This is a genomic window from Microbacterium sp. GXF6406 (assembly GCF_054798215.1).
On record NZ_JBSJZH010000008.1, the window covers coordinates 1 to 26,360 of the forward strand.

25 protein-coding genes and 2 tRNA genes are annotated in these 26,360 nt (G+C 64.0%); 11 read left to right on the top strand and 16 right to left on the bottom strand.

The window, feature by feature from the left end:
• Window positions 1–73: 73 nt before the first annotated feature.
• From ACWAUG_RS06345 to ACWAUG_RS06355, 3 genes are read right to left on the bottom strand one after another with little or no spacing between them, the layout of a single operon-like run.
• A complete protein-coding gene (locus ACWAUG_RS06345; RefSeq protein WP_460801861.1) occupies window positions 74–496 on the bottom strand; it encodes an NUDIX hydrolase in 423 nt (140 codons plus the stop codon).
• 30 nt (window positions 497–526) lie between these two features.
• Window positions 527–1,657, bottom strand: a complete 1,131-nt coding sequence (locus ACWAUG_RS06350; protein ID WP_460801862.1) for an aminotransferase class V-fold PLP-dependent enzyme — start codon at window positions 1,655–1,657, stop codon at window positions 527–529.
• 18 nt (window positions 1,658–1,675) lie between these two features.
• Window positions 1,676–2,455 carry a hypothetical protein gene (locus tag ACWAUG_RS06355; RefSeq protein WP_460801863.1) on the bottom strand — a complete coding sequence of 260 codons (780 nt, stop codon included), beginning with the start codon at window positions 2,453–2,455 and terminating at the stop codon, window positions 1,676–1,678.
• A 277-nt stretch (window positions 2,456–2,732) separates the two neighbouring features.
• On the opposite strand from ACWAUG_RS06355, the gene ACWAUG_RS06360 reads away from it, so the two are divergent.
• Window positions 2,733–3,812, top strand: a complete 1,080-nt coding sequence (locus ACWAUG_RS06360; protein ID WP_298040800.1) for a 3-deoxy-7-phosphoheptulonate synthase — start codon at window positions 2,733–2,735, stop codon at window positions 3,810–3,812.
• Between the two features lie 22 nt (window positions 3,813–3,834).
• Here ACWAUG_RS06360 and ACWAUG_RS06365 read toward each other — a convergent pair whose 3' ends face one another.
• Entirely contained in the window at window positions 3,835–4,113 is a 279-nt protein-coding gene (locus ACWAUG_RS06365; RefSeq protein WP_460801864.1) for a hypothetical protein, read from the bottom strand.
• A 165-nt stretch (window positions 4,114–4,278) separates the two neighbouring features.
• Between ACWAUG_RS06365 and ACWAUG_RS06370 the strand changes: the two genes are divergently transcribed.
• The 3 genes from ACWAUG_RS06370 to ACWAUG_RS06380 all read left to right on the top strand — a co-directional run bounded on the left by ACWAUG_RS06370 (window position 4,279) and on the right by ACWAUG_RS06380 (window position 6,499).
• Complete coding sequence (locus ACWAUG_RS06370) at window positions 4,279–4,452, top strand: YiaA/YiaB family inner membrane protein (protein ID WP_460801865.1); 174 nt, start codon at window positions 4,279–4,281, stop codon at window positions 4,450–4,452.
• Window positions 4,453–4,533: 81 nt separating this feature from the next.
• Window positions 4,534–5,697 carry an alpha/beta fold hydrolase gene (locus ACWAUG_RS06375; protein ID WP_460801866.1) on the top strand — a complete coding sequence of 388 codons (1,164 nt, stop codon included), beginning with the start codon at window positions 4,534–4,536 and terminating at the stop codon, window positions 5,695–5,697.
• Between the two features lie 88 nt (window positions 5,698–5,785).
• Complete coding sequence (locus tag ACWAUG_RS06380) at window positions 5,786–6,499, top strand: hypothetical protein (RefSeq protein WP_298040808.1); 714 nt, start codon at window positions 5,786–5,788, stop codon at window positions 6,497–6,499.
• Window positions 6,500–6,554: 55 nt separating this feature from the next.
• Here the strand turns inward: ACWAUG_RS06380 and ACWAUG_RS06385 are convergent.
• Window positions 6,555–6,627 (bottom strand) — tRNA-Ala (locus tag ACWAUG_RS06385).
• A gap of 120 nt (window positions 6,628–6,747) precedes the next feature.
• Between ACWAUG_RS06385 and ACWAUG_RS06390 the strand changes: the two genes are divergently transcribed.
• The gene (locus ACWAUG_RS06390) at window positions 6,748–8,082 is read left to right on the top strand and encodes a ClC family H(+)/Cl(-) exchange transporter (RefSeq protein ID WP_460801867.1); all 1,335 of its coding nucleotides are present in this window, start codon (window positions 6,748–6,750) and stop codon (window positions 8,080–8,082) included.
• Window positions 8,083–8,145: 63 nt separating this feature from the next.
• Here ACWAUG_RS06390 and ACWAUG_RS06395 read toward each other — a convergent pair.
• The 11 genes from ACWAUG_RS06395 to dnaA all read right to left on the bottom strand — a co-directional run bounded on the left by ACWAUG_RS06395 (window position 8,146) and on the right by dnaA (window position 21,066).
• Window positions 8,146–8,219: transfer RNA gene (locus tag ACWAUG_RS06395), tRNA-Ile, on the bottom strand.
• Between the two features lie 54 nt (window positions 8,220–8,273).
• Window positions 8,274–9,089, bottom strand: coding sequence for a hypothetical protein (locus tag ACWAUG_RS06400; protein WP_460801868.1), 816 nt, complete (start codon window positions 9,087–9,089; stop codon window positions 8,274–8,276).
• A complete protein-coding gene (locus tag ACWAUG_RS06405) occupies window positions 9,086–9,778 on the bottom strand; it encodes a response regulator transcription factor (protein WP_460801869.1) in 693 nt (230 codons plus the stop codon). The genes ACWAUG_RS06400 and ACWAUG_RS06405 overlap by 4 nt, the downstream gene beginning before the upstream one ends.
• Window positions 9,766–11,031, bottom strand: a complete 1,266-nt coding sequence (locus ACWAUG_RS06410) for a sensor histidine kinase (RefSeq protein WP_460801870.1) — start codon at window positions 11,029–11,031, stop codon at window positions 9,766–9,768. The genes ACWAUG_RS06405 and ACWAUG_RS06410 overlap by 13 nt, the downstream gene beginning before the upstream one ends.
• A gap of 123 nt (window positions 11,032–11,154) precedes the next feature.
• Window positions 11,155–11,559, bottom strand: coding sequence for a DUF3566 domain-containing protein (locus ACWAUG_RS06415; RefSeq protein ID WP_460801871.1), 405 nt, complete (start codon window positions 11,557–11,559; stop codon window positions 11,155–11,157).
• A complete protein-coding gene (gyrA, locus tag ACWAUG_RS06420) occupies window positions 11,556–14,114 on the bottom strand; it encodes a DNA gyrase subunit A (RefSeq protein ID WP_460801872.1) in 2,559 nt (852 codons plus the stop codon). The genes ACWAUG_RS06415 and gyrA overlap by 4 nt, the downstream gene beginning before the upstream one ends.
• Before the next feature lie 25 nt (window positions 14,115–14,139).
• Complete coding sequence (gene gyrB / locus ACWAUG_RS06425; protein ID WP_460801873.1) at window positions 14,140–16,185, bottom strand: DNA topoisomerase (ATP-hydrolyzing) subunit B; 2,046 nt, start codon at window positions 16,183–16,185, stop codon at window positions 14,140–14,142.
• 119 nt (window positions 16,186–16,304) lie between these two features.
• On the bottom strand, window positions 16,305–16,787 hold the full coding sequence (locus tag ACWAUG_RS06430; protein ID WP_460801874.1) for a DciA family protein: 483 nt from the start codon (window positions 16,785–16,787) through the stop codon (window positions 16,305–16,307).
• Complete coding sequence (gene recF / locus ACWAUG_RS06435; protein ID WP_460801875.1) at window positions 16,784–17,995, bottom strand: DNA replication/repair protein RecF; 1,212 nt, start codon at window positions 17,993–17,995, stop codon at window positions 16,784–16,786. The genes ACWAUG_RS06430 and recF overlap by 4 nt, the downstream gene beginning before the upstream one ends.
• 63 nt (window positions 17,996–18,058) lie before the next feature.
• Window positions 18,059–19,201, bottom strand: coding sequence for a DNA polymerase III subunit beta (dnaN, locus tag ACWAUG_RS06440; protein ID WP_460801876.1), 1,143 nt, complete (start codon window positions 19,199–19,201; stop codon window positions 18,059–18,061).
• 473 nt (window positions 19,202–19,674) lie between these two features.
• Window positions 19,675–21,066: a chromosomal replication initiator protein DnaA gene (gene dnaA / locus ACWAUG_RS06445; RefSeq protein ID WP_460801877.1), complete on the bottom strand. Its 1,392-nt coding sequence runs from the start codon at window positions 21,064–21,066 to the stop codon at window positions 19,675–19,677.
• 324 nt (window positions 21,067–21,390) lie between these two features.
• On the opposite strand from dnaA, the gene rpmH reads away from it, so the two are divergent.
• The 6 genes from rpmH to rsmG are packed head-to-tail and all read left to right on the top strand — an operon-like array spanning window position 21,391 to window position 24,457.
• Window positions 21,391–21,528 (top strand): 50S ribosomal protein L34, encoded by a 138-nt coding sequence (gene rpmH, locus ACWAUG_RS06450; RefSeq protein ID WP_013584598.1) that lies wholly within the window; start codon window positions 21,391–21,393, stop codon window positions 21,526–21,528.
• 5 nt (window positions 21,529–21,533) lie between these two features.
• Window positions 21,534–21,884, top strand: coding sequence for a ribonuclease P protein component (gene rnpA / locus ACWAUG_RS06455; RefSeq protein WP_460801878.1), 351 nt, complete (start codon window positions 21,534–21,536; stop codon window positions 21,882–21,884).
• On the top strand, window positions 21,881–22,231 hold the full coding sequence (yidD, locus tag ACWAUG_RS06460) for a membrane protein insertion efficiency factor YidD (protein WP_460801879.1): 351 nt from the start codon (window positions 21,881–21,883) through the stop codon (window positions 22,229–22,231). Before rnpA ends, yidD begins: the two co-directional genes overlap by 4 nt.
• Before the next feature lie 3 nt (window positions 22,232–22,234).
• Window positions 22,235–23,305, top strand: coding sequence for a membrane protein insertase YidC (gene yidC / locus ACWAUG_RS06465; protein WP_460801880.1), 1,071 nt, complete (start codon window positions 22,235–22,237; stop codon window positions 23,303–23,305).
• Complete coding sequence (locus ACWAUG_RS06470) at window positions 23,305–23,799, top strand: Jag family protein (protein WP_460801881.1); 495 nt, start codon at window positions 23,305–23,307, stop codon at window positions 23,797–23,799. Before yidC ends, ACWAUG_RS06470 begins: the two co-directional genes overlap by 1 nt.
• 31 nt (window positions 23,800–23,830) lie before the next feature.
• Complete coding sequence (rsmG, locus tag ACWAUG_RS06475) at window positions 23,831–24,457, top strand: 16S rRNA (guanine(527)-N(7))-methyltransferase RsmG (protein WP_460801882.1); 627 nt, start codon at window positions 23,831–23,833, stop codon at window positions 24,455–24,457.
• The last annotated feature ends 1,903 nt before the right edge of the window (window positions 24,458–26,360 follow it).

Genomic DNA, 26,360 nt, shown 5'->3' on the forward strand with positions numbered 1-26,360 from the left:
ATCCGACAGCAACTGGAATCGCGACACCATCCCAGACTCTCAGCCCGACCCCGAACAATTTATCAGACACGCCCTAGAGGATGTCGGCCATCCGCAGTGCGATGTCGACGAGCTTGACCCGCTGCAGCGGCTTCACCTCGGGCAGGGCGAACCATGCGGCCATGTCGGTCGACCCGTTCTTCTCGAAGCGAAGGCTCCCGCCCGTTATCGTCGCGCGGTAGACGATGCGCAGCGTGTGCAGCGGAACCTTCGAGCGTGGAACGCGCCGTCCCGCGGGGATCACCCGTGAGTGGACCCCGAGGAGTTCGTCAACACGCACATCGAAACCGGTCTCCTCGCGAACCTCCCGGCGCACGGCGTCGAGCGGGTCCTCACCGGATTCGATTCCGCCGCCCGGCATCGTCCATGCGGTGCGCCGGCCCTCCGTCCATCGCGCGAGCAGGACACGACCGTCATCGTCGGTGATGACGGCATACGCTGCGACCCGCAGATCCATGCGTACACCCTACTGGCATCCCGGCAGACCTCAACGTCTGATGACGTCGAGCGCGCGGCGCAGCCGTTCCACGGTGCCGTCGATGTCGGCGAGCTTATCGAGTCCGAAGAGGCCGATGCGGAATGTCGAGAACCCTTCGGGCTCCTCGCAGTGCAGAGGGACGCCCGCGGCGATCTGCAGTCCGTGTTCACGGAATGCCGCCCCGCTTTTCAGCGCCGGGTGATCGGTGTGAACCACCACGACGCCGGGTGCGTCGAAGCCGGGCGCCGCGACGGAGGCCAGGCCATGCTCGGCCAGCAGCGCACGGATACGACCGCCCAACTCGATCTGGGCCTCGCGCAGCGCGTCGAAACCACGATCGCGCGTCTCGATCATCGCTGACAGATTGCGCACGAGGGAGTCCGTCGGCATCGTCGCATGGTAGCCCGCTCTGCCGTCCCGATAATCGTCGGCGATCCGGAGCCAGCGGCCGAGGTCGAGCGCGAAACTCGTCGTTCCGGATGCCTCGACAGCTGCCCGCCCTGCGGCGTTCAGCATCACGTACCCCGCCGAAGGGGTGCCGCTCCAGCCCTTCTGCGGCGCGCTGATCAGGACATCCACGCCGACGGCATCCATGTCGACCCACATCGCGCCGGACGCGATGCAGTCGAGGACGAGGACACCGCCGACCTCGTGAGTCGCCTCCGCCACGGCCCGCAGGTAGTCGTCCGGCAGGATCATGCCGGCCGCGGTCTCTACGTGCGGTGCGAAGACGACCTCCGGTCTGCGTGCGCGGATCGCGGCGACGACCTGCTCGATGGGCGCCGGCGACCACGGCGCCTGCACGTGCTCGGACTCCGGGCGGGCGATCATCACGGTGACGTCTTCGCTGATGCCTCCCCCCTCGAGGATCTGCGACCACCGGTAGGAGAAGAGTCCGTTGCGGATCACGAACGCGCGACGGCCGGTCGCGAGCGTGCGAGCGACCGACTCCATCGCGTAGGTGCCGCCACCGGGGACGATGGCGGCACCCTCCGCATTATATGCTTCTTTCAGAATATTCAGGATCTGCTGCATCGAATCGATGAAGCGCGATGACATGTGGTTCAACGAGCGATCGGTGAACACCACCGAGTACTCGAGCAGGCCATCGGGGTCGACATCATCGTGAGGCAGATTCATGGGGCCAGCATCCCATAATCACTCCACCGGAACGATCTCCACCGGCTCGCCCAGCTCGTACCAGGTCTGCGTCGTCGTCTCGGTCATTCCGAACATCTCGACCGTGCCCCGCACGCCCACGGGCACCCAGCCCTCGGCGAACCAAGCGAGCGACGCCGTGACCGGAATGTCGTTCCAGGTGAAGGGAGCGGTGACGGCGATCGGGTAGGCCTCGATGTTCTCGCCGTTCCCCAGTGTCACGCTCTCGGCCGCGCCGACTCGCCATTCGGCGCCCGCGCTGATGAGGTCCGCGTAGTGGACCGGGTCGGCGTACGTTCGGAAGATTTCAGCCGTCGCGCCGATCATCTGCGCCTCCTGGTCATCCGAGTTCACATCGCCCTTGACCCAGCCGGAACCGGAATCCATCCACATCGTCCCGTCGAGCATCGTGAACTGCGTGGTGCCACCGTCGCCATCGAAACCGCCCTGCATGTCCAGTTCGGTGCCGCTGTAGCGGAACACGACCTCGCCGGACTGCATGCTCGTCTCGACGAACTCCTTGCCGGTCACGAAACTAGGCAGCGCCTCAGCGATGCAACCGCCCAGCACGCTTCCGGGCACGATCACATCCGGAGTCAGGTCGATGTCCTGGCAGACGGCCGGTGCCGCCCAGGTGGGCTCATCGCTGGGGTCCTCCGCAGCAGGCGTCTCCGCAACGGCATCCGGGGTCTTCTGCGTCGGCGTCTCCGATGCCGCGCAGCCCGACAGCACGACGACGATTCCCAGGGCTGCCAGCGCGGCAGCGGTATTGATCTTCACTGATTCCCTCTTCCTGTTCAGGACGCCTTCCCACAAGGCGCGCGTGAAGATTATCAGCGTCATCGACCGTCATGTGGATCCGACAGCCCCGGGAATGGGGTATGTTCTTTCGCATGACAACCCGTTGGTATGCGTATTTCGAGTCGGCTCTGGAGGGGCCGACGCCGATGTAGCGTCTACCGACCCCTTCAGAGCCGACAAGCCAGAGCATTGCTCTGGCTTTCGCCGTTTCGGCGGGCTCTGAATCCGGGTCCGCCCTCATCACAGGACAGGACCCATGAACACCATCGATACCGCCGAAGCGACCAGCGACCTGCACGTCGCGAAGTTTACGACTCTTCCCACCCCGGCAGAACTCAGCGAGACGCTTCCGATCGGTGATGAGCGCACCGCACTGGTCGCCCGCACCCGCGACGAGGTGCGCGCCATCATGAACGGCCAGGATGACCGTCTCCTCGTCGTCGCAGGCCCCTGCTCGATCCACGACACGGAAGCAGGTCTCGAATACGCCGGGCGCCTCATGATGGAGGCCGAGAAGCACCGCGACGATCTGCTGATCGTCATGCGCACCTACTTCGAGAAGCCCCGTACGACCGTCGGATGGAAGGGCCTCATCAACGACCCGCACCTCGACGGCAGCCATGACATCGAAACGGGGCTGCGCATGGCACGCGCGTTCCTGCGCGATGTGACCGCGCTCGGAATGCCGTGCGCGACCGAGTTCCTGGAGCCGATCAGCCCCCAGTACACCGCCGACCTCATCACCTGGGGCGCCATCGGCGCGCGGACGACCGAGAGCCAGATCCACCGTCAGCTGGCGTCGGGATTGTCGATGCCGATCGGTTTCAAGAACGGAACCGACGGAGGATTGCAGGTGGCGCTGGATGCCGCGACCGCCGCATCCAGCCCGCAGGCGTTCCTGGGCATCGGTGCGGACGGGCGTGCGAGCCTGGTCTCCACGACCGGAAACCCCGACACCGCGGTCATTCTGCGCGGCGGCGCGGATGGTCCCAACTACGACGCAGAAACCGTTCTCCAGGCGGCTCAGCGCCTGGATGCTGCGATGCTGACGCCGCGTCTCGTCGTCGATGCCAGCCACGCCAACAGCGGCAAGGATCACATCCGTCAGGCGGAGGTCGCCCGTGAGATCGCGGCGCAGATTGCCGCCGACGGCCGGGCGATCGCGGGCGTCATGCTCGAGAGCAACCTGGTCGCCGGAGCGCAGAAGCTCGACATCGACGCCGGACGCACCCGTCTCACCTACGGGCAGAGCGTCACGGATGCGTGCATGGGGTGGGAATCGACGACCACCGCGCTGTCGCAGCTCGCCGCGGGTGTGCGCGAACGTCGTGCCTGAGCGCTGCCGGCTGGCCTCCGGGTCAGCCGGCGCTGCGCACGCTGAGCAGCTGCCATCCCTCGGGGACCTGGGCCAGGAGTACATCCATGTCGTCGCCCTCGATCTCCCGGATGCCATCGCGGCGCGCGAACGTACCGGTCGCCTCGAGCACCGGAGCGCCCTTGATCATGCGCACGGGGGCCGAGATGAGGTCGAACCCCTCGGGGCGAAGCGCTTCGAGCTGATTCTGGACACCGGCGAGATCGGCGGATTCGACGTCGAAGGTCTGAACCTCGACAGGACGCATGAGACCGATGAGCACTCTCCGATTCTACGTCGAACAGAAACGCGAGGATTTATCCCCCCTACGGAATATATAGGTGGCTATGTTCATTGCCAATCAGGAATTCTTTGATTCCTGATCTGATACCCAGTGGGGACATTTTATCTGAGCGCCACAAGCAAGAAGCACTCGGCCGACCGGAACGTGCTTCTGTCAGAGAAGGGCTTCTACCTGACGGTCTTCCTTCTCGGTCTGTTCGCCGCGATCTCTGTCCAGAAGAACGTGCGCGACATCGCCGCGCACCGCGATGTGTACCCCGATCTGCACCGTCGCCCCGAGCGGAACGAGCCGCCGGCCCCGCCGCAGTGGACTGTCTAACACCCCCAGCCCCTTGTTAACAACCTTGTTAACACCTGTGGATAACGGCCAACCGCAGCGTGTGCGGGTAGCATCCTCACGATGAGACGAGTGCTTCGCCCCGCGGACGCGAACGGTCCGGCCTTCACCTCCGCATATGTCCGGACCGGGCCTCGCACGCCCCATCCCACCGTCGTCATCCCGGGCGGCCCCGGCCTCGGCTCGATCCTTCCGTATCGAGGACTGCGCCGACAGGCCGCCCGGGGTGGCCTCGACGTCATCATGATCGATCATCGCGGAGTGGGCTTCTCCCGCGATGACAGGCACGGGCGCCGGCTTCCGCAGTCGGCCATGCGCATCCGCGATGTCGTCGACGACATCGCCGCGGTCCTGGATGCAGAGGGCGTCGAACGCGCGTATATCGCCGGATCGTCATACGGCAGCTATCTGGCCGGCTCATTCGGTGCGCAGCATCCGACCCGTGTCGCAGGGATGCTGCTCGACTCCGCATTGCAATCCACCGATGACATGCGGATCGAGCGCGAGATCATCCGCGCGCATTTCTGGGATGCCGATACCGCCGTCGCTTCCGCCGTGCACGCGTTGGCGGCCGAGGGCGTACCGGACCGCCCTCTGCTCGACGGGATTCGTGCGGCTTTCGAACTCGGCGGCGATGACCTGGTGATCGCCATCGCGGAGGCGAAGCTCCGGCATCCCTGGAGCGCCGTCTGGCGGGGACTCGGGATCTATGCAGCACGAGACGAATCGATCATCCGCATCCCCGGCTTCTACGAGTTCGACACGGTGGGCGCCATCGGCTTCCGCGAGCTCGGCTACGGGGGAGAGGCGGATGGTCTCCCGCTCGATCCCGCGCTGACCTATGCACGTCTCGCCGATCGTTTCCCGCCGTTCTCCGGCGCCCCCTACGACCTGACGAAGGAGATCGCCGCATTCGACTGGCCGCTCGTCGCCCTGAGCGGCCGTCGGGACCTGCGAACCCCTCCCGTGATCGCCCAACGCGCTGTCGACACGGCACCGGATGGTGTGCTCGTTGAAATCGAGAACGGCCATAGCGCACTCGACATGCATCCGCTCGCATTCCTCAACGCCGTTCGGGCGCTGGTGCATGGAACACAGCACCGTCTGCCCGCGCTGGAGGACCGCCTCGACGCACTGCCCCTGCATGGGCTGTCCGCCAATCTCCCGCGTGTGCTCCGCGCGGGTGCAGGAATCGAACGGATGCTTCCCCCAGCGCCCTGGCGATGAACGGCGCGTCACGCCCCCGTACACTGGGCGTCGGCGCATCCGTTCGGGTGCGTATCGACCAGCGATACGTCCACAGGAGCACGTCGGGATGGCAGAGATCTTAGGGTGGGCCACCGCGCTCCTCTCCCTCATCGGGTTCGGACTCTCCCTGGGGCTGAACCCGGCCCTGTACGGGGCGACCGCCGACATGCTGGCGCGCAAGACCTCGGTACCGGTGCACCTGGGGTCCATGATCCTCGGGCTTTACATCGGCGCGAGCGCCCTGTTCCTGCTCCTGCAGGCGTTCAACCCGACGAGCTTCGTGAGCGCGGTGAAGCAGCGCGCTCACGATGAGCTGTTCAACCGCGCCGTCGATCTCGGTGCCGGTCTCGTATTCCTCGTATTGGCGATCGTCATCGCGGTGTGGGCGCTGCGCGTCCCCGAACGCGCTCCGAAGCCGACGAAGGATACGAACACCGACAATGCGCAGGGGTCCCACCCATGGACCTACCTGCTCATCGGCTTGTCCAGCTCGGTGATCGGCTTCACGACTTTGCCGATCATGTACCTCGTCGGACGCGTCACCACCTCTGTGACACCGCATCTCCTGCTGCGTCTGCTGGCGTTCGCCGTGTTCCTCGTCGCCCTTGCCGCACCCTTCATCGCCATGGCCTGGGTCTGGCGCCGATTCCCGAACCGTGCGAACCAGGTCAGCGAGCTGTACGCGCGCGCACTCGCCCGGGACTACCGCTGGGCAGGAGCCGGCATTCTCGCGGTGTGCGCCTGCATCTTCTTCGCGCTGGGGTTCTTCCTCCCCCGCTGACCGGTCCAAAACGAGAGAACCCCCGGGCTTTCGCCTCGGGGGTTCTTCTTGACTGTGGAGCCTAGGAGATTCGAACTCCTGACATCCTGCTTGCAAAGCAGGCGCTCTACCAACTGAGCTAAGGCCCCATGTGGGGTGTCCCAACTCGACTACTCTACCCGGGTGCGCGCACTGGCGCAAAACGAGCCGCGCCGGGCCGCAGCCGATCGATCCTCCACCATCGGCAGACCGGACGCTATGGTGATCCCGTGATCAAAGTCGCGGATCCTCGGGGGGAGGGTTCCGAACCGGATTCCTCCGGCCGGGCCCTCACGATCCTCGCAGTGCTCGCACTCATCGCCGGAGTGGTCACGGGTCTCATCGGCGGCGCGTTCCGTTGGACGCTGCTGCGCGCCCAGGACCTCCGTGAGTCACTGCTCGACTGGGCGCATGACCTGGGCGCTGTCGGAGTCATCGTGATGATGCTGGCCGTGGCCGTCTGCGCAGCAGTCGCAGCTCTGATCGTGCGCTTCGTCCCCCGCACGGGCGGCAGCGGCATCCAGATCATCGAGGCGGTTCAACGCGATCAGGCCGAGGCGCCGCGTCTGCGCGTGCTGCCCGCGAAATTCTTCGGCAGTCTGCTCGCCCTCGGATCCGGCCTCGTCCTTGGACGCGAAGGGCCGACGGTGCACATGGGCGCGGTGATCGGTGCCGAAGCCGGCCGGATCTCCCGTCGCAGCAGCGCCGACATCACCACCCTGCAGACGAGCCTCGCCGGGGCCGGTCTCGCGGTGGCGTTCAACGCCCCGATCGGCGGGGCGCTGTTCGTCTTCGAAGAGGTCACCCGGTCGTTCCACCTGCGAACAGTGGTCCCGGTGACGATCGGCGTCTCATCGGCGGTCTGGACATCATGGGCGCTCGTCGGCACGCGGACCGACTTCAGCACGGTGCAGTTGGATCCGCCTCGCCTGGATGTTCTCCCTCTCTTTCTGTTCTTCGGTGTGCTGACGGGCCTGATCGGCGCCGTTTACAACCGGGCGGTGATGACCAGCCTCACAACGGTCGACCGGTTCTCGCGCATGCCGCGTGAAGCCACCGCCGCCATCATCGGTCTCCTCATCGGATGCGCGCTGTTCATCGACCCGAATCTCGCCGGCGACGGCGACTCCATCGTGCAGTCGCTGCTCAGCGGCACCGCCTACGCAATCCCGATCATGCTGCTGTGGGTCGTCGTCCGATTCGGGCTCGGCCCGCTGTCTTACGCGGCGGGCACCCCGGGCGGACTCTTCGCCCCCATCCTGGCGGTCGGCGCGCTCTGGGGTGCGATCTTCGCCGCAGTCGTCTCCTGGTTCATCCCCAGCGACCCGCTCACGATCCCCTTCGCGATCGTCGGCATGGCGACGTTCTTCGCCGCCACCGTCCGTGCACCGTTCACCGGAGCGGTGATCGTACTCGAGATGACGGGGGCGACGGTGCTCGCCGTGCCGTTGATCATCGCCGCCGGATGCGCGGTGCTCACAGCATCCCTCGTCCGCTCCGAGCCGATCTACGATTCTCTGCGCGCCCGGATGCTGGGCGATTCTAGACCTGCCGATGCGCGATGAACCGCGACTAGACAGGAACGACGAAAGCCACGCGATTCCTCGCGTGGCTTTCGTGTTGAAGTGTGGGGCTACCAGGACTTGAACCTGGGACCTCTTCATTATCAGTGAAGCGCTCTAACCGCCTGAGCTATAGCCCCGTCAACCTCATAAACTTTACCCGAAGATTCCGAAGATTCCGAATCGAGCCCGACCTACCGGGCGGGTCGCAGCACAGCGGTCCCGGCGGAGAGGCTGACCACGACGGAGTTTCGTGCTTCAGAACTCGTTCGCAGACGATTGTCGAGAACCCCCGCGCTGACCTCCTGACGCACGTCGTACGCGGTATCCGGCAAAGACAGCTCGAGTGAACCGGCGCTGACCTCGATCTCGGTCAAACGCGGAGCCTCCCCGGTGAAGACGGCGATGAAGCGCCCGGCCGAGACCGCGATATCCGCCTCGGAGACGTCGGCGAGCGAAAGATCCGCGCGCCCGGCGCCGAGGTCCGCGTCCAGACTCCGTGCTGATCCGTCGATCGTGACGCCACCCGCGGAGATGTCGAGATCGAGCTCGCCGAACTCGCCGCGCGCATCGAGGCTCCCCGCCCCCAACGACAGATCCGCGTCGATTCCCGCGAGCGAGTTCGGCAGGACGAGCTCGATCTGCTCAGCGCCGATCCCGCTTCCGAACCATGACCAGTCCTGTCCGCCCCACCCGAACCAGCCGTTCGAGTCGCGGAGCACGAGATCCTCGTCGTCCCGCTCGAGGACCCAGCTCGCCTGCTGCGCCCCACTCACGATGAGCTTCGCGTCCTCCACGTCGTCGAAGCGGATCATGACATCGCCGGCGGCGACGTCGACGCTGAGCGCCTCGACGCCGCGCACATCGGCGGTCTGCGCGTCATCCGTGTGAGAGAGCGCGTGGACCGAGGCGACTGCGGCCTGCGTTCCCGAACCGATCAGCGCGACCCCGCCGATCACGGCTGTGATGATCCCGATGGTCTTCGCGGCGGGGTTCTTCGTAGCGGTCATCGTCCTGATCCTGTCTGCGGGGGCGTTCCGTTCGCGGATCCGCCGGTGTTCTCGATGTGTGCAAGGACCGCGAGCACGCGCCGGTTACCCGACTCGTCCTGCTCGAGCCCCAACTTCTGGAAGATGGAGGTGATGTTCTTCTCGACGCTCGCCTCCGAGAGGAAGAGCGTCACGGCGATCGCCTGATTCGACTTGCCCTCCGCGATGAGCGCGAGAACGGTGCGCTCCCGATCTGTGAGCGACAGCATCCGATCGTCACGATGACGACGGGTGAGCAGCTGGGCGACGACCTCCGGGTCGAGGATGCTGGTGCCGGCGGCGATCCGCTCGACCGTGGCGACGAACTCGGAGACGTCCGCGACCCGGTCCTTGAGCAGGTATCCGAGCGCTCCACCCTCCGCGGCGATGAGTTCACTCGCGTATCGCTCCTCGACGTACTGCGAGAGCACGATCAGGGGCAGCGATGGATGTGTGGAACGCAGCGCGAGCGCCGCACGGATGCCCTCATCGGTGAACGTCGGGGGAAGACGCACATCGAGGATGCAGAGCTCGGGATCCTTCTCCCGGATGCTCTCGCCGAGCATCGTCGTGTCGGGCAGCGCCGCGACGACCGCGTGGCCGGAATCCTCGAGCAAGCGGATGAGTCCCTCTCGGAGGAGGACGGAATCCTCACAGATCAGGATGCGCACGGCACACTCACCTCCAGCGACGTCGGTCCGCCCTGAGGGCTGTCCAGCCAGAACGTGCCCCCGGCCGCGAGCACACGGTTCGAGATCCCGTCCAGGCCTCCGCCGGGTTGGATCTGCGCGCCGCCGAGTCCGTTGTCCTCGACCCGCACCCACAGCACATCGCCCTCGCGCATGCGCACGATGACCCGGCATTCGCTGGCCCGGGAGTGCTTCGCGGCGTTCGTGAGCGACTCGGCGATCGAGAAGTAGACCGCCGCTTCCGCATCCCGGCAGCGGACGCCGCCCTCCGGCAGGCGAACGTCGAGTTGAACCGGGATGTGGGATCGGCCGGCGAGGGCCGACAGCGCAGCGTCCAGACCCCGATCATCGAGCACGGAGGCGTGGATGCCGCGGGCGAGCTGTCGCAGTTCGGTGATCGCCGCCTTCGTGGAGGTGTGCGCCTCGCCGATGAGTTCCTTGGCGGCATCCGGATCCGTGTCGATCTTCTGCTGCGCGAGCCCCAGGGTCATCCCCACCGAGACGAGACGCGGCTGGACGCCGTCGTGGAGGTCGCGCTCGATGCGGCTGCGCTCGACATCGGCCGCGCGGACGGCTCCCTCGCGCTGTGCGCTCGTGGCGCGCACCTGCTCGGTGAGCTCCGCTTCACGACTGGGGACGACGATCGCCCGGGTCAGTGTGCGGTGCAGAACAGCGAGACCGAGGATCGCCGCGATCGCGAGGACAGCACCGAGGATCCCGACCACCGGCGCCCACGATGCCGCCGCCGGGACGCCGAACGGCCCGATCACGCTGTCCACGCCCGTGAGCGGTGCGAACACGATCGCCACCGAACGGATCACCATGACCAGTAACTGCAGCACGAGAGCACCCATGAAGCATGCGATCACAAGGTTCGCGACAGCGCGCCACATCCGGCCATCCCCCAACTGACGCCACAGGGAGTGCAGCCAGCCGCCGAATCCCTTTCGGGGGCTTCCCCGCCACCGCAACGGCTCCAGGTCGAGGTGGTACAGCCCCGAAGCGCGTGCGATCTCGAACCACCCGGTCGCGAAGAGCCCGTAGATGAAGCCGACCAGCAGGATCAGGCCGACGCCGAAAACCAGTGCGAGACCGAGACCGACGCCGAGCAGTGTGCTCAAGACCGTGAGGATGACGGCACCGATCACGCCGAGACCCGCGAGATGCAGCACCGTCGGGAACAGGCGCAGCGGAGGCGCGGGAGCCTGTGCCGGGGAAGCGGGATGAGTTGTCATGCTTCAAAGGTAGGCCGCGGGCCTTCCGCACGACACCGAGGAAACCGGAGAGCTCGATTCGGGTTTTCCCTACCGACGACGACGGGCGGATGCCGAAGCATCCGCCCGTCGTGAAGAAAACCGTCAGTTCGACATGAAGCCGACCAGCAGACCGCCGGTGACCTTGACCGCCAGGTTGTAGATTCCGGCGACGACCGCGCCGAGAACCGTGACGACGATCAGGTTCAGGATCGCGACGACCGCCGCGAACGCCATGACCTGTGGCAGACCCATGAGAGCCGCGATCGACACCGCGCCATCCGTGATCTGCCCGACGAACTCATCGGCCCCCGCCAGGATCCCCGTCGCCTGGAGAACCAAGTAGATGAGGAAGAACGACACAATCGTCACGATCGCCAGCGCGACCGCGGCGAGGAAGGACAGCTTCACAGCCGACCAGAAGTCGATGTAGACCAGGCGCAGACGGACCTGCTTGCCGCCGGTCTTGCGCGTGGACTTCTTCGCCAGTTTGTCGGCTACTGTGCTCATGCGTCTGTTTCCTCAGTGGTCTCTGTGGCGGGGTTCTCCGCAGCCTCGACAGGCTCTTCCGCCTCGTCGTCTTCGGCCAGGCCCCGCTCGCTGTTGCGTGCGATGGCGAGGATGCGATCCTTCTCGGATGTCCGGGCGAACACCACTCCCATGGTGTCTCGACCCTTCGCAGGCACCTCGGCCACGGCAGAGCGTACCACCTTGCCGCTGGAGAGAACCACCAAGACCTCGTCGTCCTCGCTCACGATCAGACCACCCGCGAGAACCCCCCGATCGTCGTTGAGCTTGGCGACCTTGATGCCGATTCCGCCGCGTCCCTGAACACGGTATTCCGTGATCGAGGTGCGCTTGGCGTAGCCGCCATCAGTCACGACGAAGACGAAGCCGTCCTCATCGGCGACGGATGCCGAGAGCAGAACGTCATCGCCGCGGAAGCCCATGCCCTTCACACCGGCTGTCGCGCGTCCCATCGGACGCAGCGCCTCGTCCGTCGCGTTGAAGCGCAGGGACATGCCATGACGGGAGATCAGCAGGATGTCATCGGTGTTGTCGACGAGCATCGCGCTGACGAGCTCATCCTCCTCGCGCAGGCGGATCGCGATGACGCCGCCCTGACGGTTGGTGTCGTACTCGCTCAGACGCGTCTTCTTGACCAGGCCGTCGCGGGTGGCGAGCACGAGGTACTCGGCCTCCTCGTAATTCGGAATGGCGAGGATCTGAGCGATCTTCTCATCCGGCTGCAGCGCGAGAAGGTTCGCGACGTGCGTGCCCTTGGCATCGCGGCCGGCCTCGGGCACTTCGTACGTCTTCGTGCGGTAGACGCGGCCCTTGTCGGTGAAGAACAACAGCCAGTGGTGCGTGGTCGTCACGAAGAAGTGCTCGACGATGTCATCGGCACGCAGCTGCGCGCCCTTCACGCCCTTGCCGCCGCGGTGCTGCGAACGGTAGTTGTCGCTGCGCGTGCGCTTGATGTAGCCCTCGCGCGTGACCGTGACCACCATCTCCTCTTCGGCGATGAGGTCCTCGATCGACACATCGCCGTCGAAGCCGTGCAGGATGTGCGTGCGGCGGTCGTCTCCGAAACGGTCGACGATCTCGGTCAGCTCTGCGCGGATGATCTCCCGCTGGCGGGCGGGGGTGACGAGGATGTCGTTGTAATCGGCGATCTTCGCCTCGAGCTCGGTGGCCTCGTCGATGATCTTCTGCCGCTCGAGGGCAGCGAGCCGACGCAGCTGCATCGCGAGGATGGCATCCGCCTGGATGTCATCGATCGCCAACAGGTCCTTCAAACCGTTGCGGGCATCCTCCACCGTGGGGGAGCGGCGGATCAGTGCGATGACCTCGTCGAGAGCATCCAACGCCTTGAGGTAGCCGCGCAGGATGTGCATGCGCTCCTCCGCCTTGCGCAGACGGAACTGCGTGCGACGGATGATGACGTCGATCTGGTGCGCGAGCCAGTGCGAGATGAACCCGTCGAGGGCCAGCGTGCGCGGCACACCGTCGACGATCGCCAGCATGTTCGCGCCGAAGTTGTCCTGAAGCTGCGTGTGCTTGTACAGGTTGTTCAGAACGACCTTGGCGACGGCATCCCTCTTCAGGACCACGACGAGACGCTGGCCCGTGCGATCACTGGTCTCATCGCGGATGTCGGCGATGCCCGTGATCTTGCCATCGCGGGCCAGATCACCGATCTTGACCGCGAGGTTATCGGGGTTGACCTGGTAGGGCAGCTCGGTGATCACCAAGCACGTGCGGCCCTGGATCTCTTCGACGTTCACGACCGCGCGCATCGTGATCGAGCCGCGGCCCGTCCGATAGGCCTCGTGGATGCCCTTCGACCCGAGGATCTGCGCACCGGTCGGGAAGTCCGGGCCCGGAACACGCTTGATCAGACCCTCGAGGAGCTCCTCGCGCGGCAGATCGGGGTTGTCCATGGCCCACAGAGCCGCCTCGGAAACCTCGCGAAGGTTGTGCGGCGGGATGTTCGTGGCCATTCCGACCGCGATGCCCACCGAACCGTTGACGAGCAGGTTCGGGAAACGAGCCGGCAGAACCGTCGGCTCCTGCGTCTGACCGTCGTAGTTGTCCTGGAAATCGACGGTCTCCTCTTCGATGTCGCGCACCATCTCGAGCGCGAGCGGAGCCATCTTCGTCTCGGTGTAGCGGGGAGCAGCCGCGCCCATGTTGCCGGGGGAGCCGAAGTTTCCCTGCCCGAGGGCGAGCGGGTAACGCAAAGACCAGGGCTGCACGAGACGGACGAGCGCGTCATAGATCGCGCTGTCGCCGTGCGGGTGGTACTGGCCCATGACCTCGCCGACGACGCGGGCGCACTTCGAGAACGACTTATCGGGTCGGAACCCGCCGTCGTACATGCCGAAGAGCACACGGCGGTGCACGGGCTTGAGACCATCGCGCACATCGGGCAGCGCACGACCGACGATGACGGCCATCGCGTAGTCGAGATAGCTGCGCTGCATCTCCGACTGCAGATCGACCTGATCGATCTTGCCGTGGTCGTGCGTCGGAGTGAGGTCGGGGCGTTCTTCGTCAGTCATATCGTTCTCTTCTCGGCTTCCCGGATCAGATGTCCAGGAAACGGACGTCCTTGGCGTTGCGCTGGATGAACGTACGGCGGGACTCCACGTCCTCGCCCATCAGCACGCTGAAGATCTCATCCGCACTCGCGGCATCCTCGATCGTGACCTGACGCAGAGTGCGCGTCGTGTGGTCCATCGTGGTCTCCCACAGCTCCTTGGCGTTCATCTCGCCGAGACCCTTGTAGCGCTGAACGCCAGAATCCTTGGGAAGACGCTTGCCGTTGGCGAGACCGTGCTCCATGAGAGCATCGCGCTCGGCATCGGAGTACACGTACTCATGCGGCTGATTCGACCACTTCAAGCGATACAGCGGCGGCATCGCGAGATACACGAAGCCAGCCTCGATGAGCCCGCGCATGTAACGGAACAGCAGCGTCAGCAGCAGGGTCGTGATGTGCTGGCCGTCGACGTCGGCGTCCGCCATCAGCACGATCTTGTGATAGCGCGCCTTCTCGATGTCGAAGTCCTCGCCGATGCCCGTGCCGAAGGCCTGGATCATCGCCTGGACTTCCTTGTTGCCCAGAGCCTTGTCGAGACGCGCGCGCTCGACGTTGAGGATCTTTCCGCGCAACGCGAGGATCGCCTGCGTGTGCGGGTCGCGCCCCTGAACGGCGGAACCACCGGCCGAGTCACCCTCGACGAGGAAGATCTCGCTGATCGACGGGTCCTTGCTCGTGCAGTCCTTGAGCTTGTCGGGCATCGCGGCCGACTCGAAAACGCTCTTACGACGCGCGGTCTCCCGGGCCTTGCGAGCAGCCATGCGCGCGGTCGCGGCATCGATGGCCTTGCGGATGATGTTCTTCGCCAGAGCCGGGTTGCGGTCGAACCAGTCGCCGAGCTGATCGCCGACGACCTTCTGCACGAACGCCTTCGCCTCGGTGTTTCCGAGCTTGGTCTTGGTCTGACCCTCGAACTGGGGTTCGCCGAGCTTGATCGAGATGACGGCCGTCAAACCTTCGCGGACATCGTCGCCGGAGAGGTTGTCGTCCTTCTCCTTGAGGAGGTTGTTCGCACGGGCGTATTTGTTCACGAGGGTGGTCAGCGCTGCTCGGAAGCCCTCTTCGTGGGTTCCGCCCTCATGCGTGTTGATCGTGTTCGCGTAGGTGAAGACGTTCTCGGTGTACCCGGTCGTCCACTGCATCGCGATCTCCAGAGAGATCTTGCGTTCGACGTCCTCGGCGTCGAAGTCGATGATCTCCTCGGTGACGACCTCGGCGTGACGCACCCTGTTGAGGTATTCGACGTAGTCGACGAGACCGCGCTCGTAGAGGAAGACATCCGATCGCTGCTTCGTGATCGTCGTGCCGTCCTCCTCGATCTCGATCGTGGCGCCATCTCGCTCGTCATGCAGCTCGATGCGCAATCCCTTGTTCAGGAACGCCATCTGCTGGAAACGGGTGCGCAGCACGTCGTACTCGAAATCAACCGACTCGGTGAAGATCTCGGGGTCGGGCCAGAACGTGATCGTCGTTCCGGTCTCATCCGTGGCCGGGCCCTGGACGAGAGCCTGCTGGGGGTGCCCGCCGTTGGCGAAGCGGTGGTTCCAGATGTATCCCTGACGCTTGATCTCGACGTCGAAGCGCGTGGAGAGAGCGTTGACGACCGAGGATCCGACGCCGTGCAGACCACCGGAGACCGCATACCCGCCGCCGCCGAACTTGCCACCGGCGTGCAGGATCGTCAGGACGACCTCGACGGTCGACTTCGACGGATCGGAGGAGTGCGGATCGACGGGGATGCCTCGACCGTTATCGACGACGCGGACGCCGCCGTCCGGGAGGATCGTGACGACGATCGCATCGCAGTATCCGGCGAGGGCCTCATCGACGGAGTTGTCGACGATCTCGTACACCAGGTGGTGCAGACCGCGCGGTCCGGTGGAACCGATGTACATGCCCGGGCGCTTGCGAACCGCTTCCAGACCCTCAAGGATCTGAATGGCGTCGGCGCCGTAATCAACGGGCACGTTCTCCGCGGGGGAGCCCCCGGTTGTCGATTCAGGCTCGTCAGCAGGGGATTCAGTCGTCATCTGAAAGCAATCTCCACATCGATATCTCGATTGCCCAGTCTACCCTCACAAATGGGGTAACACGCGGCTGAACGGCCGCGTGTGGCCCTGAAATCGATCGAGAGGGCTCCGTCGATGCCCTACCCGTAGGTATCGCGCGGACCCCGCCCTGGGACGGCTCTCGGCCCCCATTTCCAGGAGGGGACGTCCGGTCCGATGAAACGCAGGTTCTTCACACCGGCCTGCGGATACCTCAGAGTGATCTCCGTCATGATCGTCGCACGCATGAACTGCAGGTTCTTCGCCCAGGCCGTCGAATCGCACTTCACTGTCAGCATGCCGTTCTCGAGCGAAACCGGCTCGGAGTGCTTCGCGGTATCGGCTCCGGCGAGCTCGCCCCACTGACGCACGAGGTCTTCGCGGGCGAGCGTGATCTCCCACCCGGAATCCCGGCTGAGCTTGTCGAGCACCGCACCGAGGGTTCCCGGGTCGCGCCCCGGGGTGAAAGGAGCATTGTCATCATCGACGATGCGCTTCTTCCGCTTCCAGGATGACGAACTCGGCTTCAGACCGCGCAGACGCAGGTAGGTCGCGACGGTTTCCGGAGTTCCGGCGTCACTCATGCCCCTTCCTCCTTCTCCTCGGCGTCTCCATCGGACTGGTGAGCCCGAGCATCCGTGATCTTTCCCGCATTCACCCTCACCACATGCCGGTGCAGCACGTCCGGAATGTCCTCCTCGACGGCCGCCGTCACGAGAACCTGCTCATATCCGGCGGTCAAGGACGCCAGTCGCCGACGACGATCTGCATCGAGCTCGGCGAATACGTCATCGAGGATCAGCACCGGGTCGCCGGCGGGGGATTCTGCGCGCAACAGCTCGGCCGAGGCCAGCCGCAGCGCAAGGGCGACCGACCAGGACTCTCCGTGCGAGGCGTAACCCTTCACGGGAAGGTCGCGTACCCGAAGAATCAGGTCGTCGCGGTGCGGCCCCACGAGGGTGAGCCCGCGATCCAGCTCGGCGGAGCGCTTCTCATGCAGCGCGCTGCGGAACATCTCGGCGATCTTCGCCCGAGATCCCTGCGCTTCGCGCAGCGTCGTGCCGTCTTCGGGATCGCCGTCTTCGGGATCGCGACCGCCGATGGACAGGGCCCAGTCGATCTCCGGATTGTGATCGGCGCCGGCGATCGCACTGTATGCGTCGATCAGCGGCTGGGTGAGATCGGATGCCAGCCGAATGCGCGCATCGATGATCTCGGAGCCGAGAGCGATGAGCTTGTCATCCCAGACATCGAGGGTGTTCAGCCCCTCACCGCGGATGCCACGAGCCCGAGCAGACTTCAGAAGAGCGCTGCGCTGCTTGAGAACGCGGTCGTAATCGGCGAGCACACCGGCCAGGCGAGGAGTGCGCTGAATCAGCATCTGATCGGCGAATCTTCTTCTCGATGAGGGATCGCCCCGTACGATCTGCAGGTCTTCCGGTGCGAAGAGGACGACGTGGGCGTACCGGGGGAGCTCACTGGTCTTCGACGGTGCACCGTTGATGCGGGCCTTATTGGATCCCTGTCGATTGATCTGCACCTCGGTGAGGACCTGGCGCTCTCCGACAGCGAGACGAGCGCGGATCACGGCGAATTCCCGACCGTCCTTCACCATCGGCGCATCCGAGGAGACCCGGTGCGAGCCGAGCGTCGCCAGGAAGACGATCGCCTCGGCAAGGTTCGTCTTGCCCTGACCGTTGCGGCCCACGAGAACGTTCGGCCCGGGGTGCAGACGGAGTTCGGCGGTCGCGTAATTGCGGAAATCGCCCAGACTCAGGTGCTCCACAATCACGGAATCAGCCTACCTTCGAGGTCTGACACCGCCTCGGAGACCTGTCTCCGAGGCGGTTGGCGATCAGCGCAGCAGGAGATTCGGCTGCAGCAGGTACTTGTACGAGTCGTTCCCCGCCTGGTCGACAGAGGTCTGGCTCGTGATCAGCACCGGGCTGAGCTTGTTGGCGTTGTCGCTCGAGGTGAACGTCACGCGGACGAATTCGCTCTTGACCGCGCTGAGCGCTTCGGTCAGGTACTGCGGGTTCAGACCGAGAGTGACATCGGACCCACCCGAGAGGTGAGCGTCGACGGATTCGGATGCTCGGGCCTGCTCACTGCCCGAAGCATCCATCGTGACGCTGTCCGAGGTGAAGGTGAAACGCAGCGGAGCGGCACGGTCCAGGACCAGCGCAACACGGCGTACCGCTTCGATGAGGTCGGCCGTGTTCACGACGGCGTAGTGCTCGGTCTGCTCCGGGAACAGACGGCGGACCGGCGGGAAATTGCCCTTGATCAGCAGAGAGGTCACGGTCTTGTTGCCCGCGGTGAACGCGATGATCTCGCGATCGCCCTCACCGGAGAACGAGATCTGAATGGTTCCCGCGTGGCCGAAGGTCTTACCGACCTCGGTGAGTGTGCGGGCCGGGACGAGTGCCGTCTGCTCTGACGCCTCACCGTCCCACGGGACATCGCGCAGCGAGACGCGATAACGGTCCGTCGCGACGAGACTGAGGTTGTGGCCCGAGACTTCGAGCTGAACGCCCGTGAGCACGGGGGTGACGTCATCGCGCGAAGCGGCGAATCCGACCTGGGCGATCGCGGTTCCGAAATCGTCTGCGGGAACGACGCCGGAAGAGCCGGACACCTCAGGGATCGAGGGATATTCCTCGACCGGCATGGCTGCAAGGGTGAATCGTGCTGAACCGCAGGTGACCGCGATGCCGCCGTCTTCTTCCACGGCGATCTGGATCGGAGCGTTCGGCAGCCGGCTCGCGATGTCGGAGAGGAGCCGACCGTGCACGAGGATCGTGCCGGGAACATCGACAGTCGCCTCAATGGTCGTACGAGCGGATGCCTCGTAGTCGAAGGCGGAGAGGGTCAGTCCTTCTGGGCCGGCTTCGATGAGCACACCGGCAAGGATCGGCTGAGGATTGCGCTGCGGAAGCAGTTTGACGACGAAGGACACAGCTTCGCTGAACACATCGCGGTTGACCTGGAACTTCACTGGCGCTCCCTCGTCGTGAATGGCAGAAAACCTGACGTGCGTGTTTCCGCGTCAGGGGATCCCATCGTATCCCCAGACCTGTCGTCGTCCCTACGCCGGGTTCTTCACACTCGGGAGGTGATCGAATCGCCCTTTCAAGGATTAACTTCTTAACGGTGTTAACAGCTGTGGAAACTGTGGATAACTCGGTGGATAGCAGTCGCGAGTAGGGAACTACACGCTTGTTACTTGTGGAATCAGTGAGGAAACCGCGTGAACAGTGGGATCGCGGTCGACCGGCTTCCCCCGGGGTTATCCACAGGTTGGGGGGATTCCCACACATCCGTCCCGATGTTAAGACCCATTCATCCACAGGTTATCCACATGTGCAAAGACGCATTTTTCTCGCTCCCACGGCGCGTCGTGCGCCTCGGAGAACGACAAAACGCCCTCGGACCTTCTTCAGAAGGGTCCGAGGGCGTTGCGAGCGCCAGTCAGCGACGACCGAGCTGCGTCGTGATCTCCGTCACCTGGTTGTAGATCGAACGACGCTCCTTCATGAGGTCGCTGATCTTCTTGTAGGCGTACATGACTGTGGTGTGATCGCGGTTGCCGAAGAGCTGTCCGATCTTCGGAAGAGACAGATTCGTGCGCTCGCGGCACAGATACATGGCGATCTGACGCGACGTGGCGATCTGCTGAGAGCGGCTGGAACCGTAGAGATCGTCGACCGTGAGCTTGAAATACTGCGCCGTCGCCGTGATGATGTCCGTCGGCGAGATGATGTTGTCCTCAGCCGTATCGACGATGTCGCGCAGCACTGTCTGCGCCAGGGAGATGTCGAGCGCCGAGCGGTTCAAGCTCGCGAACGCTGAGACGCGGATCAGTGCGCCCTCCAGCTCCCGGATGTTCGATGAAACAACTGTGGCGATGTACTCGAGCACCTCATCGGGAACGTGCAGTGCCTCGCTCTGCGCCTTCTTCCGGAGGATCGCGATGCGGGTCTCGAGGTCGGGTGCCTGCACATCCGTGATCAGGCCCCACTCGAAGCGACTGCGCATGCGGTCCTCGAAGCCAGTCAGGTGCTTGGGCGCGACGTCACTGGTGATCACGATCTGCTTGTTGTGATCGTGCAGCGTGTTGAAGGTGTGGAAGAAGCTCTCCTGCGTCTCCGCACGACCCTGCAAGAACTGAATGTCGTCGATGAGCAGGATGTCGACATCGCGGTAGCGCGCTTGGAAGGCGGAACCGCGGTTGTTGGCGATCGAGTTGATGAAGTCGTTCGTGAACTCCTCGCTCGAGACGTACCGGACCTTCACGCCTGTATAGAGGGACTGCGCATAGTCGCCGATCGCATGCAGGAGGTGAGTCTTGCCCAGACCCGAATCGCCGTAGATGAAGAGCGGGTTGTACGCCTTCGCCGGCGCCTCGGCGACCGCGACGGCCGCCGCATGGCTGAAACGGTTGGACTGGCCGATGACGAAGTTGTCGAACGTGTACTTCGGGTTCAGACGCGAGTCATGCCGGGCCGGCGTCGGAAGCTCCGTCGGCAGATCTGTGCGCGGAGCTTCGGGCCGGCCGAAATCCGCGACCGCGATCGGAGCCGTCGGCTGATCAGCGAGATCGTGATTCACCACGACTCGGAAAGAGGTGACATCTCCGCCGATCTGCGCGAGCGCCTCGACGAGGGGAACCCGCAACCGCTTGTTGATCTGCGCAGAGGTGAGATCGTTGGGCACATCGAGATAGAGCGAACCGCCCATGACGCCGGCGGGTACAGCCAGGTTGAGGAAGCCGCGCAGCTGCGGCGTCACGCGCTCGTCCCGGTCGAGAAGCTCCATGACCTGCGCCCAGATCGGGACATCGGGCTGGGCGGAAGAGGACATGGTGCTCCGGCGGGGGTAGCGGAGGGCGCGGCTGTTCTGCCGCTGTTCCCCCCTGTGGATAACTTCGGATGCAACGGTAGCCACCCAACCTGTGAACGGCAACCTGCCCACGGAATATCAAGCGTGTGTCGAAGCATCCGCGAGTGTTGAGGTTGTGGATAATTGTCGTAACGACCGATGAGTCACACACCTCTCCCCGCGTTGAGATTTGCTCTCTGCGCCGCCAGGACGTACCCTTAATCGGTTGACTTATGCCCGGTCCAGGGCAGTTCCCTATGTCTCCGGTCGTATTCATCCGGTGACAGCGTTCCCGGAGTGATCCCCATGAGCAAGCGTACTTTCCAGCCCAACAACCGTCGTCGCGCCAAGAAGCACGGCTTCCGCGCCCGCATGCGCACCCGTGCCGGCCGCGGCATCCTGGCCGCACGCCGCGCGAAGGGCCGCACCGAGCTCTCGGCGTAAGCCTCGTGCTCGCCCGCCCGCTCCGATTGACGCGAGGCACCGACTACCGGTCGGTCGTTCGTCGCGGCATCCGGTGCGGGGGCGCCCGTGTCGTCACCTCGATGTTGACGACCGGTGAGACACGTGAACCCCGATTCGGGTTCATCATCAGCAAACAGGTGGGCAACGCTGTTGTGCGCAACACCGTGCGTCGACGGCTTAAAGCCGTCTGCGCGGAAGCGCTCTTGAGCGTGCCCGAGGGCACGGATGTCGTCATCCGTGCCCTTCCTGCATCCGCCACAGCGACATACGGCGAGCTCCTCGCCGACGTGACCCGTTGTTTGGCGCGTCTCAACCGGACAAGGGCGTCGGTATGAGCGCTCTGCCGTCCTATGCGATGGGAACAGCCCGTCTCCAGAACCAGGATTTTCTGCGAAGCATCCCTTTGCTTCCCCGCAACCTGGTTCTCGGGTTGCTCGCCGTATACCGCACGGTCATCTCCCCCATCTATGGAGACGTCTGCGCCTACTACCCCTCGTGCTCTGCTTACGCTGTAGGAGCGGTGCAGCAGCACGGTGCGGTCAAGGGAGCAGCGCTCTCGGCGTGGCGAGTGCTGAGATGCAATCCCTGGACTTCCGGCGGCGTCGATGACGTTCGGCCTCACGACCATTTCCGACACGACCTGACCGCCCGAGGTTTCGTCGTACCCTCTCGAAAGGACTGAACAGTGGGTCTTGACCTTCTGCTCGCCTCCGCAGCGACCGCGTCTTCCTCTGATGAGGGCGCCGGCTTCGACCTGTTGGGCACCATCCTGTGGCCGTTGAAGTGGGCCGTCGAGCTCATTCTCGTGGCATGGCACTGGCTTTTCACCGCTTTCGGTATGGATGCGGCCTCGGGTCTGACCTGGGTCCTCTCGATCGTCGGACTCGTGATCGTGGTCCGCGCCGCCGTCTTCCCGCTCTTCGTCCGGCAGATCAAGAGCCAGCGGAAGATGATGGAAGTCGCTCCTGAGATGAAGAAGATCCAGGAGAAGTACAAGGGCAAGAAGGACCAGCTCTCTCGCGAAGCCATGAGCCGCGAGACCATGGCGCTGTACAAGAAGCACGGCACCTCGCCGATGTCGAGCTGTCTGCCGCTCATCGTGCAGATGCCGATCTTCTTCTCGCTGTTCAGCGTGCTGCGGGATGTCTCGGCGCACGCGCTGGCGAAGACCGGTGGTGTCGGTCTGCTCAACGCCGAGCTCACGCAGGAGTTCTACGACGCGAAGCTGTTCGGCGTCGTCTCGCTGCACGAGACGCTCGGCGATGCGGTCAACAACAAGAACACGACGGCGATCATCCTTCTGGTGATCCTCGTCGTGCTGATGATCGCCTCGCAGTTCATCACGCAGCTGCAGATCATCTCGAAGAACCTGTCGCCCGAGGCCAAGACCGGCCAGGCGTACCAGATGCAGAAGATCATGCTCTACGTTCTGCCCTTGGGCTTCATCTTCTCGGGTGTCTTCTTCCCGCTCGGCGTGGTCATCTACTGGTTCGTCTCGAACCTGTGGACGATGGCTCAGCAGTTCCTCGTCATCCGTGAGATGCCGACCCCCGGCTCGGAAGCCGCGAAGGCTCGCGAAGAGCGTCTCGCTCGGAAGGGCAAGGCGATCGATTCCTCCGGCAAGGTCGTGCCCATGGCCGCCTATGAAGCAGAGCAGCAGCGGATGCTCGAAGAGGCTGAAAAGGCCAAGGCCGAGGCGCCGAAGCGTCAGCAGCCGGTCGGTAAGAAGCGCGCGAAGAAGAAGGGCTCGAACTGATGACCACGGAGAACACCATCGAGCGCGCTGAGCCGACGATCGACGAGCTCGAGCACGAGGGCGACGTCGCGGCTGACTTCCTCGAGGAGCTTCTCGATATCGCGGACATCGACGGAGATTTGAATCTCGACGTTCGTCAGGGACGTGCCTATGTCTCGGTCGAGTCCGAGGATGAGAGCATCGCCGTTCTTTCAGATCCGAATACGGTGCAGGCACTGCAGGAGATCACTCGTCTCGCTGTTCAGAGCAAGACCGGATCATTCTCGCGCCTGATCCTCGACGTCGGGGGTTCGCGCGATGCACGGCGCCGGCAGCTCGAGAAGCTCGTGGATGCCGCGGTCTCCAAGCTCGACGAAGGCGCGTCGCAGGCGTCGCTTCCGTCGATGTCGAGCTATGAGCGCAAGCTCGTCCACGACATCGTGGCTGATCGCGATTTGGTCTCGGAGTCCTACGGCGAAGGCGCTGAGCGCCACACCGTGATCCGTCGTCGCTGATGTTTCACGTGAAACATCACGGGAGGATGGCATGACTGAGGTTGAGAACGAACCTGCTGTTGCGGCGACGCTTTTCGGAGATCGCATTGACGTTGCACGTGCATTCACAGCGCACCTCGCCGATCAGGGGGAGGAGCGCGGGCTGATCGGCCCGCTCGAACTGCCCCGTTTGTGGACGCGACACATCCTCAACAGTGTGATTGCCGCTCCATTGTTCTCGGGCAGCGTTGCTGACATCGGATCAGGAGCTGGTCTCCCGGGTCTCGTTCTCGCGATCGCCCGACCTGATGTGTCATGGACACTCATCGAACCGATGGAACGACGAGTCACCTGGTTGAACGAGCAGGTCGAAGCGCTTGGCCTCGAGAACGTCACCGTGCTGCGAGCTCGGGCGGAAGAAGCTACGATCGGTGACGGCTTCGACATGGTCACGGCTCGTGCAGTGAGTGCTCTGCGCACCCTTCTTCCGTTCACCGCTCCTCTCCTGAAAGACGGCGGTGAGCTCGCGCTACTCAAGGGGAAGAACGCGGAGGCAGAGATCGAGGCCGCTGCGAAGCAGATCAAGAAATTCAAGCTCAGCGATGTGCGCGTCGAGGTCCTCGGTGAAGGCATTATCGACGAGACGACGCGCGTGGTTCGCGCCACGGTCCGCGGCTGATCAGCACCGATATCCGGAGCGCCATGAGTGCGTCTCGTGTTGATCTGTGTTCGTCCTCCCTTTTTCAGCGGCGATTATTCGTCCACGACTGCGGCTGATGCAACGGCGCTGAGCATTCGCTTCTCTGCAGCGGGGGATGAAGCACGGTTTTCCTGTGCGATCTCGTCTTTTTGCCGTGCTGAGTCAGCTCCAGTTTCGCGGCAAGATCTCACTGAGAGCGGCCTTGGCTTGGCATCTCACGTGAAGCAAATCGATGACTCAGCAGGGCGCATGGAGAGTAGCCAGTCCTGAGGCTGGAGGTCTCATCGCGCGACTGATGATCATGGTCGGAGCAGCGGTGCTGTTCGTATGAGGTTTTGGGTCTTGGGGCTGGTGATGCGCGGTCGTCAACGAGAGCCTTCCGTTCATTGATCGCGTCCGGATGGATAGGTCTCTCAATTCTCGGAGCAGGTAGTTTCACGTGAAACGCTGAGTTGTGCTGGCGTCATGAATCCGAATACCAGTCGCCGATCTGGCGCAGGTGCCGGGGAATGCCGAGCCTTGAAGCGCTCGTGCTCGAGTTTTGTCTACTGCAATCACGGGTTCGTGCCGATTGATTGGGGACTCGGGAACGCCGCCGCCACGGAAGAGGGGGAGGACAGGTTGGTTGGGGATACGAGGCGTTACTGTATTTCTGCGCTTTCGGCTGAGGGTTGTTTCACGTGAAACGCGGGAAATCTCACCAGGGATCCTGGAAAGCCGGCAGCGGGCGGTTCCTGTTCCGGCTGCGCTGGTGGCCTCCCTGCGTCACATGGGCTCGCGCATCCAATCGCCGCGCCTGTCGCTGCATTGCGTATGGGTCAGGAAGCCAGGCGGTTGGGAGTGGATGGATGCCGACCTCATAGGGTGTGGAGTCCTCAGAAAGTGGGTCACTGCGTGAGGCCTGTAGGTTTCTGTTCTCCTGTGACGCCGCGACATAGTTGCGTTCGGGCTGGTTCATGCGCTGGTTCAACGTGTGCGTTCCAGTACGGAAGACCGGGTAAGTGGCGACGTGGATGGGCGGGATGCTGGCGCACGTACGTGCCGACTCGAAGCTCCCGTTCGATGAGGGAACCGCAGGCGCCAAAGCATTATCCGGGCACTCCCGCGAGGGGTTTCTTCTGAGTGGCCACGAAGCGACAAAGTCCAGCTCGAAGAAGATCGTACTGACCTCGGGAATGTTTCACGTGAAACATAGCGATCTTCTTCGACCAAAAGCCATGTGGGGCGAAAGGGTGATGATCTCGTGTCGCAGCGGCAGGGAGAACTAACGCGCTTCGCGATCGAACATAGTCAGTCAAGTGAGATCCAGACCCGTGCGTCGGGGGAGTGGATCCTATGGGGCTTGGCCTCCTAAAATGAAGGTCTCACAGGTGAGCGATTGGTGCGCTCATGAGGTCATGAGTTCGTCGGTGGTGGTCACCCCTTGTGTCCACTGGTTCAATGGTTGGTTCTTGCGATTACTGGCTCGCCCGGGTGTTCGCATCGACGGGATCGAACACGCAGCGACCTGGGGACATCCACTTCAGATCCCCGTCGCGGCTGGCCCACACGGGGTTGGGATCGGTGCGCGTTATCGCGGCACGAGAAGTGTCCTGGGCATCGTGGATTCGCGAATAGAAGTAGCTGAAGGACGGCAGGTCTCACTCGAAGCGAGAAATGGCTTCTTCAACCATGAACCTTTTGCCGTCACCGAACTGGAGTAGCACCCGTCCCAATGGGTCGCGTAAGAGCGTGACAACCCCGAAGATTGCTCTGACACGGTGGATCAGTAGGAACGCTTCGTGTCCGGTGACGTGACCTGATCCGCGGACGCCATTGATGAAGTCGCGCCCGAAGACATTGCGGCCCTTGTCGTTCTTGTCGTCGGGATCGATGAGACGGT